Below are 13,903 nucleotides of genomic sequence, written 5' to 3'. Positions count from 1 at the left end.
GATCTCGTCGAACGGGTTCATCGACATCTTGACGTTGGCGAGATCGACACCCGTCCCGTCCGCCTTCACGCGAACCTTCACGTTATAGTCGATCACCCGCTTGACGGGCACGAGGACCTTCATGGCTTCTTCCTTCTGAGATGTCGGTGTCCTGAATTCGTGTTCAAAGCGCACGCGACGCCTTCGATCACGGGCTCCGCCCACTCGAAATCCGCCTGGGTCACCAAGAGGCTGGGGTGAAACTTGCCTGGCTGCTTGAAGACGTCGTTCTCGCGGAGGGTCGCGTTGGACCGGGCATTCGCCTCGACGTCCGACGCCAGAGTGTCGCGATAGGCGCGAACGCTCTTGCCGATGAAGAGCATTTCGGAAACCGTCGGCAGGCCGCCTGTACGATGGGGCAAGCAAGCTGCGTCGGGATTGCTGCGAAGCATTGCCATCAGCCGTTCGTCGCAGGTTTTGAGCGTCTCATACGCCCCGCCCCGTCGCTGGCAGAGCCCTTGGCCAGTGCGGCCCTTTCCGACATGACGGCATTCGCCCACCCCCCACGCGCGAGGTAACAGGCGAGGTCGGGACCTTTGATCCCGCTGCTTGTGTTCACGACGCGCCCCGAAGAGGGCAGAGCGGTTTCCGGCATTGGAAATTTCCCGAACGAGAGTCGCATTTTCTCGGGGGACGCTAAGCGTACAAACATACCAACGTCAATCATAAATGCCACAGATGTATCATTAAACGCGCTCACGCGTCTCGTCGACGAACGGGACGTACTCACGCCCGAGGCGCGGAAGGCCGTCGCCAAGTTCCGAAGAATTGCAGGACATGGGCGTTTTGCACCGTGGGTGAGATCGCCTCGATCGCACACGCCATGATCATCGCGATTATCCGTAGCCTGCGGCAGGTCGCCTTCGAGGGTCTTCTCAGAAGAACTCGGCTTGAGGCGGGGCAGGGCGGGGCGCTTGGTGGCGCCTGGGGAAGATGATACTCAGTCCATTCCGCTACTCGGGGAGCTGCCCCGAGATCATGCGCCTGGCTGTGATGTCATGCGTCCGGTTTCCGCTTTTGCTTCGCAATGTGAGGATCTGATGTACGAGAGTGGCGTCGATGCCCGCCACGAGACGATCCCGCGCTGGCGCCATCGGTTTGGCCCGACGTTCGATCCGGAAATGCGCACGCGCTGTATCGAAGGCATGCGGTCCAGCCGGTGGAGATGGCATCTCGACGAGATGTTAGTGAAGATCAACGGCGAAATTAACTAGCTGTGGCGGGCGGTCAATCACGAGGGCCAAGTGCTTGAAAGGCTTGTCACCAATACAAATGACAAGACAGCCGCGTTTGAATTTCCTGAGGAAAGCAATGCGCAAGTATGGTCGACCCGAAAATATGGTCATTGAGAAGCTTCGCTCCTACTGCACGGCGCTAAAGGAGTTCGGCGCTGATGCTCGCAATAAGACGGGTCGCTGAGTGAACGGCAGAGCGGAGAACTCGCGTCTACCGTTCCGACAACGGGAAGGGGAAATGGCTCGGTCCCGGCGCATGCGAAGTCTTCGAAAGTTCGCATCCGTCCAGGCCTCCGTCGCATACCATTTGACCCAGGAACGCGGCCTCTCCGGTCGTCGCCTGTTCAGGCTGAATCGCACCGCCGCTCTCGCTGAGTGGCGCGGTTTGTGCTCTGGTTAAGGGGCAGCACAGCTTCACTGACCGCGACTAGTACGAATTCGAGTGACAGCACCTTCCTAGCCGCTTGATCCTCATCACCCACCGTTGTTCGCAGTCGCCTGAGCACTCTGTCCCGCCACCCCGACAGCAACGGTCGTTTCGTGTCGCGCCGACTGGATCAGAAGAGATTTCAGGTCGTTGGCCGCGATCTCGGCGGGCGCGGGTGAGGTACCCGCTTCGATCATCCGCCGGCCAATCATGTATGCGCGTGGGTCGTTGATTGCGTCGACGGCAACCAGTTGTGCATCGCGATAGTACCAGATCGAGGCGGAGCCAGCGCCGGCGTTCCTGACGACGACCGTGTCGGAGCCTGCATTCAGGCCGGCAATCTGGAGCTTTGTGTCGTACTGGTCGGACCAGAACCAGGGCTTCGGCCGGTATTCTTCGGCGGCGCCGAGGATGTTCGCGGCCACAGCCTCGCCCTGGTCGATGGCGTTGCCGACGCTTTCAAGCCGGACACGCTTGCCGAGGAAGGGCAGCGACGCGCAGTCGCCCGCTGCCCAAATCGCCGGGTCGGATGTGCGGCCGTAGGCGTCCGTCCAGATGCCGTTCTCGACGGCCAGGCCGGCGCACTCTGCGAGGCGCGTGTTCGGCGCCACGCCGACCCCGAAGACAACGAAATCGGCGGCAATATGTCGGCCATCGCTCAGCAGAACGCCGTCCGCCCGGTCAGTGCCCGTGACGCGGTCGAGCTGCGTGTCCTCCAGGATTCGAACACCGTGGTCGCGGTGCAGGTCGCGGAAGAACGCCGCGGTTTCCAGCGCGGCGACGCGTCCGAGGATGCGCGGGGCGGCCTCGATGATCGTGACGTTCAGTTCGCGCTTGGCCGCAACGGCGGCAATCTCGAGGCCGATGTAGCCCCCGCCCACCACAACAAGCCGGCGCCCGGGTTCGAATTCCGGCGCGATCCGATCGATGTCTGCGATCCCCCGTAGGACATGGGTGCCGGGAAGATCGCCGCCAATCGCGGCCGGGAGGCGGCGCGGCGTCGCCCCGGTCGCCAGCACGAGGTGGTCATACGGCAGCGTGTCGTCCTCGACGGTCACAGTGTTCTCGTCACGGTCGATCCAGTCTACGCTGGCGCCGAGCTTCAGGTCGATGTTCTGGTCCGCGTAGAAGGTCTGCGGCCGCAGGAACAGCCGCTCGCGGGGCATCTCGCCGAGAAGGTACGCCTTGGAGAGCGGCGGGCGCTGGTAGGGGGGATGCGGCTCTTCTCCAATCAGCGTGATCGGGCCCATATGCCCGAGAGCGCGGAGCCTGGCGGCGACGGAGCATCCGGCCTGACCGGCGCCTACGATGAGAACTCTGGTATCGATCACGTGACCCTCTCTGGCTGGTCGGGTGGGGAAGGCTATGGAGTTGGTGCTTGCGGGCGCGCGGCGCTTGCCTGGCTGGTGCGCCTCTTGCGCACGGCGGGCGTGCTGGTCGCTGCTCCAGGGGTCATCGCGTCTCCTCACCGGAGGAATTGCCGGGACGAAAAAAACATGTGGACTTCATAAAGGGACATATGTACCAGCGTCAACAATGAACGCAACAAATGTACCATATGCGAATCCCGACCGCCTCGCTGATGGGTGGGACAGCCTCACTCAGCCAGCGCGGAGGGCTGCGCGCCGGGTTCTGGGCAACACCCAGGACGTCATCGCCCCGGCCCGCGACCAGATCGTCGAAAGGATCGGGAAATCGCACCAACGCCGCCGCACCTTCGGGATCTATCGGGAAGACCTGCCATGAACGTCCAGCTCACGCGCTCGCTCAATCCAAGCTATTACACCGACCCAGCGGGGTTCGACCGCGAGATGCGGGGTCTGCTGTCCCGGACATGGCAGTTCGCCGGGCACATTTCTCAGGTGTCGAACGTCGGGGACTACTTCACCTTCGAGATCGCCGGGCAGAACCTCTTCTGCATTCGCGGCCGTGATGAAGTGGTGCGGACGTTCTACAACGTCTGTCAGCACCGCGCTCACGAACTGGTCAGCGGCACTGGCAGCGCGCGGGTCGTGGTATGTCCGTACCATGCCTGGACGTACGAGCTGACCGGCAAACTGCGCGCCGGTCCGAACATCAATAGCGTGGAGGGCCTCGACCGGAACGACATCTGCCTTACCGAGGTGCGTACCGAAGACTTCCACGGTTTTCTCTTCGTCAACCTCGACGACGACGCGGCGCCCATGGACGAGTGGTATCCAGGCGTCCGCGAGGAACTGGCCGAGTTCGTGCCGCATGTCGACGAACTCGCGCCGCTCGAGTGGGTCGAGATCAAGGAGCACTGCAACTGGAAAGTTTCGGTCGAGAACTACTCCGAGTGCTACCACTGCCCGATGAACCACGCCACCTTCGCCCAAGGCGTCATCAAACCCGAGACCTACGATATCCAGCACGACGCCAACGGCGGCTACGTGCTGCGTCACACGACCGAGTGCCAGAGCCTCGAGAAGATGAGCTACCCGATCGACTTGTCATCGAATCCGCGCGCGGGCGACTACCGTTCCTGGTTCCTGTGGCCGATGTTCTCGTTCCAGTGCTATCCGGGGAACATCCTGAACACTTACCACTGGCGCGCGCATGACGTCGACCACTGCACCGTGTGGCGCGGCTGGTACACGCCGGGCGGGGTCGAAAACGACATCATTCGCAAACTCGCCGTGCAGGACCGCCAGACGACGGTCGCGGAGGACATTACCCTTGTCGAGTCCGTGCATCGCGGTCTCAAGTCGCGCGGCTACAAACCGGGTCCGCTGGTTCTGGACCCCGCCTGCGGCGTGAATTCGGAGCATTCGATCAAGATATTGCAGGAGTGGATGCGCGAGGCTGTCGAGGCTTAAGCTCACCGCAAACCTTCCAACTTCGACCTGACCTGGGTCCCGGGCGGCAGAACGCTCCCGGGGCCTGTGGAGCGCGTTATGACAGACCTTAGACCCTATTGGCACAACTCCATCGACGGCGATTGGTGCAACGGTGGCGCCGGACTCCTCGCCGTCGTCGATTTGGGGATTGGCGAACGGATCGCCAAGCAGGCACCTGCCGACAGTGCGGACGTCGCAGAGCTGATCGCCAACCCCTTACAGGCGGCAAGCGCACCGCTCCTGATTCCGGTCGCCTAGCGGCGTGAGAAGAGGCGGCTGGCCGCGTCTCGGGCCCGTCGTCCGAGAAACTGAAAGCGAAAGTTCATCGACATGGTCAAGATCATCTACATCGAACATGGCGGCCGACCGCACGAGGTCGAGCTCTCCCCCGGCAAGACCGTGATGGAGGGCGCGCGAGACAACGCGATCCCCGGCATCGAGGCTGATTGCGGTGGCGCCTGCGCCTGCTCCACCTGCCACGTCTACGTGGACACGGCTTGGGTGGACCGGCTGCCGCCCCGCAAGGAACTCGAGGACGACATGCTCGACTTCGCACATGAGCCCGATACCGCGACCTCGCGGCTGAGCTGCCAGTTGAAGGTCACCGAAGCCTTCGACGGTCTGATCGTGCGGATGCCGGAACGGCAAATCTGAACTGCAATACGAAGAACTGGAGAACTGACGTGAAATCCCTGGACGGATTGCTGGTGGTCTCGGTCGAGCAGGCCCTGGCGGCACCTTTCTGCACTGCGCGGCTGGCGCAGGCCGGAGCGCGCATCATCAAGATCGAGCGCGCCGAGGGCGACTTCGCGCGGGGGTATGACGCCGCGGCGCAGGGCACCAGCTCGTACTTTGCCTGGACGAACCAGGGGAAGGAATCGCTGACCCTGAATTTCCGCGACACCGAGGACGCGGCGCTCCTCCATCGTATCCTGTCCCGGGCGGACGTGTTCATCCAGAACCTCGCGCCGGGGGCGATGGCCCGGGCGGGCTTCGGTTCGGCTGAACTCCGCGAAAAGTACCCTCGTATGATCACCCTAGACATCACCGGCTACGGCGAGAGCGAGGCGGCGCGACATCTCAAGGCGTACGACTTCCTAATCCAGGCAGAGTCCGGCCTTACAAGCATCAGCGGCGGCGTAAACGAGATGGGGCGCATCGGCGTTTCGATCTGCGACATCGGCGCGGGGATGACGGCGCACGCCGCCGTTCTTGAAGCGCTGATGCTGCGCGAGCGGACGGGCCGGGGCTCGGCGCTGGCGATCTCGCTCTTTGATGTCGCGGCAGACTGGATGAGCGTGCCGCTGATCCACCATGAGTACGGCCGCGGTGCGCCGCGGCGTGTCGGTCTGCGTCATCCTAGCATGGCCCCCTACGGCGCTTTCGAGACCGCCGACGGCGCGCTCACGCTGATTGCGATCCAGAACGAGCGCGAATGGCAGCGGTTCTGCGCGCAGGTCCTCGGCTCGGACTCGGCGTGGCAGGATCCGCGTTTCGCCTCGAACAACGACCGCGTGGCCAACCGCGACGCGCTCGAGGAGATGATCGGCGCCGTCACCCGCACGATGACCCAAGAGGAGTTCCGCGCGCGCCTCGCCGAGGCGGGCGTCGCCTTCGGCGGGGTGAACTCGGTGGAGGATCTCGGCCGTCATCCGGCCCTCCGCCGCTGCACCGTCGTCACCGAAACCGGTGCCGCAATCGATATACCCGCCCCGCCCATCCGCTGGATCGAGGCGCCGGACGCATCCGCTCTCAAGGCCGCCCCGGCCCTTGGCGCGCACGGGCCGGCCCTCCGCGCCGAATTTGCCTGATATCTCGAAAGGAGTTCCCGATGTCCGCCCCCATGACCGACTGGATCGGTCGTACCGAGCTCAGTCAGGACGTCCTGCGGCCCGAGCCCGCCCGCTTCATGCAGGCGACCCTGGATCGCGTACCGACGCTTGCCGACGGCGATGCCCTGCCGCCGCTGTGGCACTGGTTCTACTTTCTCGAGGCCAAGCCCGCGCGCGAGCTTGGCCGTGATGGCCATCCGAAGAAAGGCGGCTTCCTGCCCCCGGTCGCGCTGCCGCGCCGCATGTGGGCGGGCGGGCGCTTCGAGTTTCACGCGCCAATGCCGCTCGGGACCGCGGTTTCAAAGCGCTCGACAATCGAGAACGTCGTCGAGAAGGAGGGGCGGAGCGGCAAGCTCTGCTTCGTCACGGTGCGGCATGAGATCCGCGCCAGCGAGACGCTCGCTATGACCGAGGAGCACGACATCGTCTATCGCGAGGATCCGGCTCCCAACGCGCCAATGCCCACCCCTACGCCGGCCCCCGCCGACGCGGAGGTGAGCGAGGAGGTCGCGCCCACTCAGGTCATGCTCTTCCGCTACTCCGCCCTGACCTTCAATGGGCACCGCATCCACTACGACGTGGACTACGCCCGCGAGGTCGAAGGCTACGAGGGGCTCGTGTTCCACGGACCGCTCACGGCCACCCTACTCGTGGACCTTGCGGTGCGGACGAGGCAGCGCGCGCCGCGTCGGTTCTCGTTCCGCGGGCTCGCTCCGCTCTCGGGTATGGCGCCGTTCCGGATCGAGGGCCGTACGGAGGAGACGGGCCTCGCCCTATGGGCGCGGCGGCACGACGGCGCCTTGGCCATGACGGCCTCGGCGGAGTTCTGAAAGAAAAGAGACATGCTCAAGAAGATCGACCCCAATTTCTCCCGGGCGCTCGCCGACTGGGCCACCGAGCCGCATCTCGACCTCGACGCGCTGACTTCCAGGGAAGCGCGCGTCAGCCTGATCGACACGCTGACCTGCACTGTCCTCGGGACCAGCGAGAAGCAGGCCCGCGCGGGCCTTGCCGCGATGTCCTTTGGCGTGCCGCAGGGCGGCGTCGTGCCGATCGGCGGCGGCGCTTCGCTGTCGCCGCTCGGCGCCGCCTTCGTCAACGGCACCCGCGCGCATGCCATCGACTTCGACGACTATGAGCTCTCTGGCTCCAGCCATGCGAGCACGCCGATCTTCTCTGCGCTCTTCGCGCTCGCACGGCTGCTGCCGATGACGATCGATCAGATCAGCGAAGCCTGGGCCGTGGGCTACGAGACGGTGGTCTGGATGGGCATGGCGCTGGGATACGGCCACTACGAGGCTGGCTGGCACTCCACTTCGACGCTGGGGCCGGTCGGGACCGCGGCCGCGGCGGCACGTGCCTTGGGCCTCGGCCCCGAGGAGATGGCCAACGCCATGTCGATAGCGGTCAGCGCGTCGGCGGGTCTCAAGGCGCAGTTCGGTACCGACGTTAAGGCGATGCATGCCGGGATGGCGGCGGAGGCGGGGTTGCGTGCGGCGCTCCTGGCGCGAGAGGGGGCGACCGCCAACCGCGAGCTCTGGGACGGGTATCGTGGCGTCAGACAGGTTTACGGGACGCCCGAGTCGCTCGGCTTCTCGCGGATGATGGAGCAGTGGACGCCCGGCCGCGCCGTGCACCGCTTCCCGGTTCTGCGCAAGCTCTGGCCGAGCTGCGCCTACACCCACCGGCCCATCCACGGCGCCGAACGCCTGCACGAGAGGCTGGCGCCCGGTGACCAGATCGCTTCGATCCGCATCAGGATGCCGGCGCCGTTCCAGCGCGTCGCCGGGTTCGGCGTGCCCACCAACGACGCCGAGGCGCGCTTCTCGGTGGCCTACTGCATCGTGACCGGCCTCCTGACGGGCCATGTGACGCCCGAGGACTTCCTTGAGCACCGCTTCTCCGACCCGCTGCGGCAGCGCATGACCGCCGATGTTGCGATCGAGGCCTACGAGCTGCCGCCGGGCGACCCGGGCGACATAGGTCCGTCGACGCCGGAGACGATTACCGTGACCCTCGCCGATGGCCGCGTACTTGAACAGGAGACGGTCCACGTGCCGGGCGGCCCTGCCACGCCGATGACGCGTGCCCAACTCCTGCAGAAGGTTGTCGATAGCGGCGGCTCGTGCGATCTGGCTACGGCGTTCCTCGAAGCCGACGGTGCGACGCCGCTCAGCGCGACGGGCATCCTCGACCAGCGCCTCGGCGCCTGAGGAGGATCAATCGATGCAGCATCCCCTTTGGCGGTCGCTCCTCTACACCCCGGCGCACGTCCAGAAGTACGCCAGAAAGGCCGCGGAGGGTGATGCTGACGTCGTCGTCCTGGACCTCGAGGATTCGGTTCCTCACCAGGAGAAATTCGCCGCGCGCGCGCTTCTCGCCGACAGCGCGGCGCTCCTGCACCGCGCGCGCAAGCAAGTGGCCGTTCGTCTCAATGCAGAGGCCGCGGCGCAGGCCGAAGACCTGCGCGCGGCGCTCGCCGCGGGCGCGGACATCCTCATCCTGCCCAAGATCGAGACTCCGGAGACGGTCCGACGAATCGCTTCTGCGTTGGCCGAACGCGTTCCCGGTCCTCCGCCCGTCCTCATCGGACTGATCGAGACGCCCGCCGGTCTGCTCAACGCCGCGGAGATCGCGATGGCGCATCCTCTGCTCAAGGCGCTCAACCTCGGCACCGAGGACTTCGCGGGCGAAATGGGGATGGAGCCCGACTGGACGGCGCTGCTCTATCCGAGCCAGCAGATCGCAATCGCTGCTCGCCGCGCCGGGATCGTGCCGCTGGGCTACGTCGGCAGCATCGCGCAGTTCCGTGACGAGGACGCCTTCGTCCGGATCGTTGATGCCTCTGCCCGCCTCGGGTTCGAGGGTGGCTTCGCGATACACCCGAGCCAGGTCGCCGCTCTCAACCGGGCGTTCACTCCGAGCGAGGATCGTGTCGCCCACGCGAGGCGCGTCGTCTCGGCCTTCACCCAGGCCGAGCGCGAAGGCATCGGCGCGGTCTCCGTTGACGGCCGCATGGTCGACCTGCCTGTCGTGCGCCGTGCTGAGAAGATCCTTGCGCGTGCGGCGGCTATCGCAAACTCGACTTCATGAGCTGAAAGGCCTTGTCAGAGGGACGGACATTATGGCGAGGAGGACGGTTGTCTAGCTTCCCGGGATGACCCAGTGGAGCACGTTCCGCCAGAGGTGATGCTCTACGCCCGCTTCCCGCTTTCGCTGCGAAATGTCGAGGATTTGCCGCACGAGAGTGGGATCGAAGTTTGCCACGAGGCGGTCCGGGTCTGGTGGCATCGCTTCGGTCCGATGTTCGTTACAGAGATCCGAAAGCGGGGGATCGAGGGAACGCGGTCGAGTCGCTGGCGATGGCATGTCGACGTGATGTTCGTGAAGATCAACGTCGAGATGCACTGCCTCTGGCGGGCTTTTGATCACGAGGGCGAGGCCCTGGAGAGCTTCGTGACGCGGACCCGGGACAAGAAGGCCGCCTTGAAATTCCTCAGGAAAGCAATGCGCAAGCATGGTCAGCCTGAGGCCATCGTCATTGAAAAGCTCCGCTCCTATAGTGCCGACCTGTGGCAACTCAGAGCTGAAGCCCGACAAGAAACGGGTAAATGGGCCAACAATCGGGTGGAAAACTCACACCTGCCGTTCCGACGACGGGAGAGGGCTACGCTCCGGTTCCGACGCATGCGAAGTCTCCAGAAATTCGACGCTGTCCACGCTTCAGTCTCCAACCACTTCGATCAGGAACGTAGCCTCCCCAGTCGAAACCTCCTCAAGCTGAACCGGATCGCTGCCCTTGCCGAGTGGCGTGGTCTGTGCGCGGGATGAGAGGCAGTATTGCTGTCTTGGCTGAGGCTGGTTCGAATTGGCCTGACACCGCAATCTGAGGAGCTCGTGGTGCAGGGCAAGCGTCAATCCAGTGACTCAGCTCACGGCTTTGGAGCCGCGCTATCCCCGGAGAGTATTTTCAATGCCCGGAGATCGAGCTGCCGCGAGTGGCGATCGAAACGCCCGACTTTGCGCATGGCGGCCCGCAGGTCGATGTCTCTGCCAAGGTAGTGCCATGCAATCGGCGAAGTGAAGGGCGTACGCTGCCGGCTGGTAATCCCGAACGTTACGCCACGCAGGTAGCTGAGCTGGCCGCGTCCGATCGGGTTGAGTACAGTCTCCACCAGTGCGTCGCGCGCCAGCGTCTGGAATTCCATGACAAAAATGCGGCCGCCAAGAAAAGCGACGCGTCCACTATATTTGGACAGGAACAGTGAACCGTCTTCCGGATCGACCGAACGCTCGAGCGATCGGCACCGCACCATGCCCTCGTACTCGTCGAGGCGGACCATGGCACAGATGACCGAGTTCTCCCAGCTATGCGAGAGGAAATAGCTCAGGTAGTAGCCAAGATATCGGCGAAGCGGGATCGTCTGTCCCAGGAAGGCGCTGTCGAACCCATCGGGACCGACGTTGCCCTGCGCCGCGCCGTAAAGCAGAGACGTGACGTTGGGATGGTTTTCGAATTCCTCCTGCGGCAGCATGAGTTCAGCAGGCCGGACCCCGAAGTGGAGCGCGATCCGCCGCAGGTTGGCGGCCGATGGGCGCGACGATCCATTAAGGTACTTGTTGAACTGTTGCCGGTTGATGCCAATCCGCCGGCAGATCGCGGAAATGGATGGCTCCGTCGAACACAGAAGCCTGAGGTTCGCAGCGATGCTCACGTCGTCCAAGTCCGGTCCTTTCGTTGAGTCCCCTTCGGGTTACCCCGGCAATCTATATCGCGACTTGACGCGCAAACAGCATAAACTCGCGTCCGGTGGCTGCCGGCCGCGAAATTGTTTACGGGCGGAATCCAAGCTTCTCTTGCCTGAATCGCGCCGCGCTACGGCGGGAGAACACTGACAGGGAGATTACGATGAATGGACAAAATATTGCCTGGAGCCGCGTTGGGCTGCCCCGCCGCGCGTTTCTGAAGGGCGCGACCGCACTTGGCGTTCTTTCCGCTGCCGGTCTTTCGATGCCGCGTGCCGCCTATGCGGCCGGTGGCACGCTGCGCACGCGCACCTACGCCGACATCCGGTCCATGGACCCGGCATTCAGCCAAGGCGTCGTGGACGAGGAAATTCAGGCGCTGATCTACAACAAACTCATCCAGTACAAGCCCGGGCGCGAATGGGGCTGGCAGCTCGACGCGGCCGCCATGATCGAGCAAGCGGACGACACCCACATCAACTTCGCGCTGAAAGACAATGTTGGCTTCACCAACGGCTTCGGGGCGATGACGGCCGAGGACGTCAAGTTCTCTTTCGAGCGGATCATCGATGACGCCCTGGAATCGACGAACAAGCCCGACTGGGGGCCGCTCGACCACGTCGAGGTCACCGGCGAGCGCACCGGAACGATCGTTCTCAAGAACGCCTTCCAGCCGCTCTGGTCGATAACGCTGCCCTATATCGCCGGTAACATCGTGTCGAAGAAGGCCTTCGAATCCGTCGGCGGCAAGATCGATACGCAGCCTGTCGCGACCTCCGGACCCTATCTGCACAGTTCCTGGGAGCCGAAACAGAAGACGACACTAACCCGCAACCCCGACTGGAAGGGCGATCCGGTCGCCTTCGACGAGATCCAGATATTCCACATCGACGACGAGAAGGCCGCGGAGATCGCCTTCGAGGCCGGCGAGATCGACTTCACGCGCGTCAGCCTCGATTCCGTCGAGCGCCTGAAGTCGAACCCGATCAAGGGTGCCACGCTGGAGGAATATCCTTCACTCTATTACGTATGGGTCGGGATGAACCTCGACAACCCTAAGCTGCAGAACCCCAAGCTGCGGCAGGCGATCCAGTACGCCATCGACGTGCCATCGATAATGGCGGGCGCCTATTTCGACGCGGCTCAGCCTTCGACCGGTATCATCGCACCGGGCCTGCCCGGGCATCGGGAAGCGCCGCTCACGGGTATCGCGGCGGACGTGGAAAGGGCGCAGGCACTCCTGGCGGAATCCGGCGAAACCAACGTCTCGCTCGCCATCGACGTGCTGAACAAGTCCGCGAACGTCACCGCGGCCCAAATCATTCAGGCGAACCTCGCCGCGATCGGCATCACGCTGGAGATCCGGCTGCACGAGGGTGCGACTTTCTGGGAACTCGGTTCCAACGAGGATCTCGAACTGGTTCTGAACCGCTTCTCGATGACGCCGGATCCGTATTATGCGACCGCATGGTTCATCAAGGAACAGGCAGGCGTCTGGAACTGGGAGCGCTTCCGTTCGGACGAGTTCGACGCGATCCACCTTGCCGCACAGTCCGAGAGCGATCAGGCCAAGCGGGCCGAGATGTATGCCCGCGCCCAGGACCTGATGGAGGAATCGGGCGCCTACAAGTTCATCACGCACGAGGCGACGCCGGTGATCTACCGCAACACCATAAAGCCTGCGCTGCGTCCAGACGGCCTGCCGCTTTACCGCTACTTCGGCGTGGCCTGAGATCTCCCTGTGGCCGGAGGGGGCGCGGTTTCGCCCGTGCCCCCTTTACTCAACGACCCTGGCTGCGTTTCGGGAGGGGAGCATGCTGACATACATACTGCGACGTCTGGGGCTTGCGGCGGTGATTACCGTTCTTGCGGTGACGCTCCTCTTCCTCATCATCCACATGATCCCGGGCGATCCGGTCTCCACCATGCTGGGACCCAAGGCGACGGAGGAAATGCGCGCGGCGCTTGAAGCGCGGATGGGGCTCGACAAACCGCTGCCCGTGCAGATCGGTCTGTTTTTCGCCAACATGCTGCGGGGCGATCTTGGGATGGACGTTTTCTCGAACCGTCCGGTGACCCAGATCGTACTTGGTCAGATACCGTACACGCTGACGCTGATTCTCGTCTCGATCGCTTGGTCGGCGGTTCTTGGCATCGCGCTAGGCTGCTATTCCGCGGTCAATCGCAACACTGTGGGCGACCGTCTGACCGGGGTTCTCTCCGTATCCTTCATCGCGGTTCCTGCCTTCGTCGTCTCTCTCTACTCACTCCTGCTGTTCGCCGTGAAGCTCCAGTGGTTCCCTGCCATCGGCGCCGGGGAGCCCGGCGACTGGGCCGACCAGCTTCACCACCTTGTCCTGCCGAGCCTCGCTATCGGCCTGTCCTGGGTAGGCTACATCGCGCGGCTCGTCCGGGCCTCGATGCTGGAAGTGATGGGCGAAGGCCATATCCGTACCGCCCGCGCCTTCGGTCTTCCAGAGCGGCGGATAATCTTCGGCTACGCGCTCAGGCTGGCCATCCTTCCCACCGTCACCGTGATCGGGGTCGGAATGGGCTTCCTCCTTTCGGCAGCAGTCTTTGCAGAGATCGTCTTCTCTCGCCCGGGCCTCGGCAAGCTGGTGATCGACTCGATCACCACCCGCAATTACCCGGTCGTAATGGGCTCGGTCCTGTTCTCCACGCTGATCTTCGTCGCCTCGACGACGCTTGCCGACATCATCAACGCCATCCTCGACCCGCGCATCCGGGCCGGCAAGTAAGGGAGCG

The 13,903-nt window shown here is 64.0% G+C and carries 15 protein-coding genes and 2 pseudogenes; 13 read left to right on the top strand and 4 right to left on the bottom strand.

Annotation, left to right across the window (positions count from 1 at the left end):
* Nucleotides 1-123, bottom strand: a pseudogene (locus ABCN56_RS07220) (electron transfer flavoprotein subunit beta/FixA family protein); the annotation flags it as partial.
* A complete protein-coding gene (locus ABCN56_RS07215; RefSeq protein ID WP_343080079.1) occupies nucleotides 120-362 on the bottom strand; it encodes a hypothetical protein in 243 nt (80 codons plus the stop codon). The gene ABCN56_RS07215 and the pseudogene ABCN56_RS07220, both read right to left, overlap by 4 nt.
* 470 nt (nucleotides 363-832) lie before the next feature.
* Here ABCN56_RS07215 and ABCN56_RS07210 point away from each other — a divergent pair, with 470 nt between their 5' ends.
* Both ABCN56_RS07210 and ABCN56_RS07205 read left to right on the top strand, forming a co-directional pair.
* Nucleotides 833-976 (top strand): hypothetical protein, encoded by a 144-nt coding sequence (locus ABCN56_RS07210; RefSeq protein WP_343080078.1) that lies wholly within the window; start codon nucleotides 833-835, stop codon nucleotides 974-976.
* Nucleotides 973-1,674, top strand: a pseudogene (locus ABCN56_RS07205) (IS6 family transposase). The gene ABCN56_RS07210 and the pseudogene ABCN56_RS07205 overlap by 4 nt, the downstream one beginning before the upstream one ends.
* 74 nt (nucleotides 1,675-1,748) lie before the next feature.
* Here the strand turns inward: ABCN56_RS07205 and ABCN56_RS07200 are convergent.
* Nucleotides 1,749-3,032 carry an NAD(P)/FAD-dependent oxidoreductase gene (locus tag ABCN56_RS07200; RefSeq protein ID WP_425466077.1) on the bottom strand — a complete coding sequence of 428 codons (1,284 nt, stop codon included), beginning with the start codon at nucleotides 3,030-3,032 and terminating at the stop codon, nucleotides 1,749-1,751.
* A 205-nt stretch (nucleotides 3,033-3,237) separates the two neighbouring features.
* Between ABCN56_RS07200 and ABCN56_RS07195 the strand changes: the two genes are divergently transcribed.
* From ABCN56_RS07195 to ABCN56_RS07155, 9 genes are all read left to right on the top strand, one after another.
* Entirely contained in the window at nucleotides 3,238-3,447 is a 210-nt protein-coding gene (locus ABCN56_RS07195) for a hypothetical protein (protein ID WP_343080077.1), read from the top strand.
* Nucleotides 3,444-4,538 carry an aromatic ring-hydroxylating oxygenase subunit alpha gene (locus ABCN56_RS07190; protein WP_343080076.1) on the top strand — a complete coding sequence of 365 codons (1,095 nt, stop codon included), beginning with the start codon at nucleotides 3,444-3,446 and terminating at the stop codon, nucleotides 4,536-4,538. The genes ABCN56_RS07195 and ABCN56_RS07190 overlap by 4 nt, the downstream gene beginning before the upstream one ends.
* 78 nt (nucleotides 4,539-4,616) lie before the next feature.
* Nucleotides 4,617-4,817, top strand: coding sequence for a hypothetical protein (locus tag ABCN56_RS07185; protein ID WP_343080075.1), 201 nt, complete (start codon nucleotides 4,617-4,619; stop codon nucleotides 4,815-4,817).
* Nucleotides 4,818-4,889: 72 nt separating this feature from the next.
* Nucleotides 4,890-5,213, top strand: coding sequence for a 2Fe-2S iron-sulfur cluster-binding protein (locus ABCN56_RS07180; protein WP_343080074.1), 324 nt, complete (start codon nucleotides 4,890-4,892; stop codon nucleotides 5,211-5,213).
* A gap of 29 nt (nucleotides 5,214-5,242) precedes the next feature.
* Complete coding sequence (locus ABCN56_RS07175) at nucleotides 5,243-6,370, top strand: CaiB/BaiF CoA transferase family protein (RefSeq protein WP_343080073.1); 1,128 nt, start codon at nucleotides 5,243-5,245, stop codon at nucleotides 6,368-6,370.
* A 20-nt stretch (nucleotides 6,371-6,390) separates the two neighbouring features.
* Nucleotides 6,391-7,221: an HTD2 family dehydratase gene (locus tag ABCN56_RS07170; RefSeq protein ID WP_343080072.1), complete on the top strand. Its 831-nt coding sequence runs from the start codon at nucleotides 6,391-6,393 to the stop codon at nucleotides 7,219-7,221.
* A 12-nt stretch (nucleotides 7,222-7,233) separates the two neighbouring features.
* Nucleotides 7,234-8,604 (top strand): MmgE/PrpD family protein, encoded by a 1,371-nt coding sequence (locus ABCN56_RS07165; RefSeq protein WP_343080071.1) that lies wholly within the window; start codon nucleotides 7,234-7,236, stop codon nucleotides 8,602-8,604.
* Between the two features lie 13 nt (nucleotides 8,605-8,617).
* A complete protein-coding gene (locus ABCN56_RS07160; RefSeq protein WP_343080070.1) occupies nucleotides 8,618-9,484 on the top strand; it encodes an HpcH/HpaI aldolase/citrate lyase family protein in 867 nt (288 codons plus the stop codon).
* 96 nt (nucleotides 9,485-9,580) lie between these two features.
* Complete coding sequence (locus tag ABCN56_RS07155) at nucleotides 9,581-10,222, top strand: IS6 family transposase (protein WP_343080069.1); 642 nt, start codon at nucleotides 9,581-9,583, stop codon at nucleotides 10,220-10,222.
* Nucleotides 10,223-10,323: 101 nt separating this feature from the next.
* Here ABCN56_RS07155 and ABCN56_RS07150 read toward each other — a convergent pair whose 3' ends face one another.
* On the bottom strand, nucleotides 10,324-11,106 hold the full coding sequence (locus ABCN56_RS07150; RefSeq protein ID WP_343080131.1) for a helix-turn-helix domain-containing protein: 783 nt from the start codon (nucleotides 11,104-11,106) through the stop codon (nucleotides 10,324-10,326).
* Between the two features lie 194 nt (nucleotides 11,107-11,300).
* Here ABCN56_RS07150 and ABCN56_RS07145 point away from each other — a divergent pair, with 194 nt between their 5' ends.
* Entirely contained in the window at nucleotides 11,301-12,869 is a 1,569-nt protein-coding gene (locus ABCN56_RS07145; protein WP_343080068.1) for an ABC transporter substrate-binding protein, read from the top strand.
* A gap of 82 nt (nucleotides 12,870-12,951) precedes the next feature.
* Complete coding sequence (locus ABCN56_RS07140) at nucleotides 12,952-13,896, top strand: ABC transporter permease (protein ID WP_343080067.1); 945 nt, start codon at nucleotides 12,952-12,954, stop codon at nucleotides 13,894-13,896.
* Nucleotides 13,897-13,903: the final 7 nt, after the last annotated feature.

This window comes from Ostreiculturibacter nitratireducens (assembly GCF_032670585.1).
In the GTDB taxonomy this organism is placed as follows: domain Bacteria; phylum Pseudomonadota; class Alphaproteobacteria; order Rhodobacterales; family Rhodobacteraceae; genus Ostreiculturibacter; species Ostreiculturibacter nitratireducens.
Note: the sequence above shows the minus strand (reverse complement) of the source record. Positions and strands in the feature narration are given on the sequence as shown.

Coding starts and splice junctions, on each gene's coding strand:
- ABCN56_RS07215 (WP_343080079.1), bottom strand. CDS start 362: ATGCTCTTCATCGGCAAGAGCGTTCGCGCCTATCGCGACACTCTGGCG.
- ABCN56_RS07195 (WP_343080077.1), top strand. CDS start 3,238: ATGAACGCAACAAATGTACCATATGCGAATCCCGACCGCCTCGCTGAT.
- ABCN56_RS07190 (WP_343080076.1), top strand. CDS start 3,444: ATGAACGTCCAGCTCACGCGCTCGCTCAATCCAAGCTATTACACCGAC.
- ABCN56_RS07185 (WP_343080075.1), top strand. CDS start 4,617: ATGACAGACCTTAGACCCTATTGGCACAACTCCATCGACGGCGATTGG.
- ABCN56_RS07180 (WP_343080074.1), top strand. CDS start 4,890: ATGGTCAAGATCATCTACATCGAACATGGCGGCCGACCGCACGAGGTC.
- ABCN56_RS07170 (WP_343080072.1), top strand. CDS start 6,391: ATGTCCGCCCCCATGACCGACTGGATCGGTCGTACCGAGCTCAGTCAG.
- ABCN56_RS07165 (WP_343080071.1), top strand. CDS start 7,234: ATGCTCAAGAAGATCGACCCCAATTTCTCCCGGGCGCTCGCCGACTGG.
- ABCN56_RS07160 (WP_343080070.1), top strand. CDS start 8,618: ATGCAGCATCCCCTTTGGCGGTCGCTCCTCTACACCCCGGCGCACGTC.
- ABCN56_RS07155 (WP_343080069.1), top strand. CDS start 9,581: ATGCTCTACGCCCGCTTCCCGCTTTCGCTGCGAAATGTCGAGGATTTG.
- ABCN56_RS07145 (WP_343080068.1), top strand. CDS start 11,301: ATGAATGGACAAAATATTGCCTGGAGCCGCGTTGGGCTGCCCCGCCGC.
- ABCN56_RS07140 (WP_343080067.1), top strand. CDS start 12,952: ATGCTGACATACATACTGCGACGTCTGGGGCTTGCGGCGGTGATTACC.